2 rRNA genes are annotated in these 3,259 nt (G+C 55.5%); both read left to right on the forward strand.

Features of this window, described 5'->3' with window-relative positions:
* Positions 1-104 precede the first annotated feature (104 nt).
* Positions 105-3,045, forward strand: a 23S ribosomal RNA gene (locus tag K8I01_00055).
* 100 nt (positions 3,046-3,145) lie between these two features.
* Positions 3,146-3,252: ribosomal RNA gene (gene rrf / locus K8I01_00060) — 5S ribosomal RNA — on the forward strand.
* Positions 3,253-3,259: the final 7 nt, after the last annotated feature.

Consider the following 3,259-nt stretch of genomic DNA (forward strand, 5'->3'; position numbering starts at 1 on the left):
AGACCAAGCGTTCACGCTGCTGCACCGAAGGTGTGGCGAGCGCAGAGCTCTTTGACAAGTTGGGTTGGTGGAAAGAGATCGTTGAGGATCTCGAGTGAGAATCAGATCAAGCTAGAAAGGGTGTACGTGAGGATGCCTAGGCACCAAGAGCCGACGAAGGACGTGGCTAAGCTGCGAAAAGCCCCGGGTAGACGCAAGCGGTCGAAGATCCGGGGGTATCCGAGATTCGGAAACGACACGAGGCAGAGCTTCGTGAGCCGCACATGAATCCATAGTGTGCGGCAGGGAACGCAGGGAACTGACCCATCTAAGTACCTGCAGGAAAGGAAAGAGACATCGATTCCCCCAGTAGAGGCGATCGAAAAGGGACGAGCCCAAACCGAGCATGTGTGATAGCCCGTGAGCGTTGCATGTTCGGGGTTGAGAGAGCCGGGGTCACGATTACGGACGTGGCACGGAGTTACCAAGTCGACCTTTAGACGAGCAGGCTGGAAGGCCTGGCCAAAGAAGGTGAAAGCCCTGTAGTCGAAAGGGGTCGACCTCCGCCGGAGTTCTCGAGTAGCGCCCGACCCGTGGAACCGGGCGTGAATCAGCGCGGCCCACCGCGCAAGGCTAAGTACTACTTGGTGACCGATAGTGAAGAGTAGCGCGAGCGAAAGGTGAAAAGAACCCCTGTTAGGGGAGTGAAATAGAACCTGAAACCGTATACCTACCAGCGGTCGGAGCCCCATTGACGGGGTGACGGCGTGCCTTTTGCATAATGACCCGGCGAGTTGGCGTAGGCGGCGAGGTTAAGGGTTTTTGGCCCGTAGCCGAAGCGAAAGCGAGTGCGAAATGTGCGATATCAGTCGTGTGCGCCAGACCCGAAATCAGGTGATCTAGCCATGGGCAGGATGAAGCGGATGTAACAGTTCGTGGAGGTCCGAACCGGTGAATGTTGAAAAATTCTCGGATGACTTGTGGCTAGGGGTAAAAGATCAATCAAACCTGAAGATAGCTGGTTCTCCCCGAAATAGCTTTAGGGCTAGCCTCAGGAGTTTTCCCACGGGGGTAGAGCGACTGTTCAGGTTGGGGGGGTGCATAACCTACCCCACCCAGACAAACTCCGAATACCGTGGGTATTATCCTGGGAGTCAGACTGCGAGGGATAAGCTTCGTGGTCGAGAGGGAAACAGCCCAGATTGGCAGCTAAGGCCCCGAATCCGTGCTAAGTGTAGATAAGGAGGTGGGGTTGCCCAGACAGCTAGGATGTTGGCTTAGAAGCAGCCATCATTTAAAAAGTGCGTAATAGCTTACTAGTCGAGCAACTCTGCGCCGAAAATTAACGGGACTAAGCACGGAGCCGAAGCTCCAGACTGCACACGAAGAAGTGTGCATTGGTAGGGGAGCGTTGGACGAGCGGTTGAAGGAGGACGGTAACGACCTCTGGACGTGGTCCAAGTGATTATGCCGGGATGAGTAGCGATAAAGAAGGTGAGAATCCTTCTCGCCGTAAGCCTAAGGTTTCCTGGGCAAGGCAATTCCGCCCAGGGTTAGTCGGTCCCTAAGGCGAGGCTGAAAGGCGTAGTCGATGGGAAGCAGGTCAACATTCCTGCACCACTGTGAGCGTTGAACGAGGAGTGACGGCGGGTAGAAGGTTGTCCGGCTGTTAGATGCCGGTTCTTGGTTTGGGGTGGCGGGTAGGAAAATCCGTCCGCGTAATCTCCGGGCCGAGAGGAGCCTTCGAGGCGAACCAACTGGAAGTCCGTCCAAGAAAAACTTCGCGGGAGCAGAGCAGTGACCGTACCAAATCTGACACAGGAAGGCGAGGCGAATAGCCTCAGGCGCTCGAGAGAACCCTACGTGAAGGAACTCGGCAAATTAACCCCGTAAGTTAGCGATAAGGGGTGCCTCCGCAAGGAGGCCACAGGAAAACGACAGCTGCGACTGTTTACTAAAAACACAGGTCTCTGCGAAGTCGTCAAAGACGACGTATAGAGACTGACGCTTGCCCGCTGTTGGAACGTTAAGGTGACTGGTTAGCCGCAAGGCGACGCTGGGAGCCGAAGCGCCAATGAAGGGCGGCCGTAACTATGACGGTCCTAAGGTAGCGAAATTCCTTGTCGGGTAAGTTCCGACCCGCACGAATAGCGTAACGACAGCTGTACTGTCTCCACGAGGGACTCGGCGAAATTGTAGCTGTGGTGAAGATGCCACATACCCGCACCAAGACGGAAAGACCCCGTGAACCTTTACTGTAACCTAATACTGGCTCTAGGTTCGTCATGTGTAGCATAGGTGGGAGACGTTGATGTCGGGGGCGCCAGCTCCCGAATAGTCATCAGTGAAATACCACTCTTGGCGTATTTGGAGTCTAACCTGCGACCGTGATCCGGCGTGGGAACAGTGTTAGGCGGGCAGTTTGACTGGGGCGGTCTCCTCCAAAAAGGTAACGGAGGAGTACAAAGGTACCCTCAATGCGGTTGGCAATCGCATGCAGAGCGTAAAGGTATAAGGGTGCTTGACTGCGAGACATATAGGTCGAGCAGGTACGAAAGTAGGTCTTAGTGATCCGGTGGTCCCGTGTGGAAGGGCCATCGCTCATCAGATAAAAGGTACTCCGGGGATAACAGGCTGATCACGCCCAAGAGTCCATATCGACGGCGTGGTTTGGCACCTCGATGTCGGCTCATCGCATCCTGGGGCTGAAGGCGGTCCCAAGGGTTGGTCTGTTCGCCCATTAAAGCGGTACGTGAGCTGGGTTTAGACCGTCGTGAGACAGGTCGGTCCCTATCTGGTGTGGGCGCAGGATGACTGAGGAGACTCTTTCCTAGTACGAGAGGATTGGAAAGAACGGACCTCTGGTGTGCCAGTTGTCGCGCTAGCGGCATCGCTGGGTAGCTATGTTCGGACTGGATAAGCGCTGAAAGCATCTAAGCGCGAAGCCAACTCCAAGAAGGGTCATCCCTTGAGACACCTGGTAGACCACCAGGTTGATAGGCCGGAAGTGTAAGGACAGTGATGTCTTCAGCTTACCGGTACTAACCAGTCGATCGGCTTGATCTCATCCTCACTCGATCCCTCGCGATCTCTTTCCACCAACCCAATTCACTTCGCCCTGCGTGGGTGGCCTCGCGGCCATCGTGCAGAGCGGAGACAAGCGCCTCCCGGTGCCCATACCTGGCTGGAAATACCCGTTCCCTTTCCGAACACGGCAGTCAAGCAGCCAGGGCCGATGATAGTGCTACGCGCGAAAGTAGGTCAGTGCCGGGTCAATTCA

It is taken from the genome of Deltaproteobacteria bacterium, from assembly GCA_019912665.1.
Classification (GTDB): domain Bacteria; phylum Desulfobacterota; class GWC2-55-46; order GWC2-55-46; family GWC2-55-46; genus UBA5799.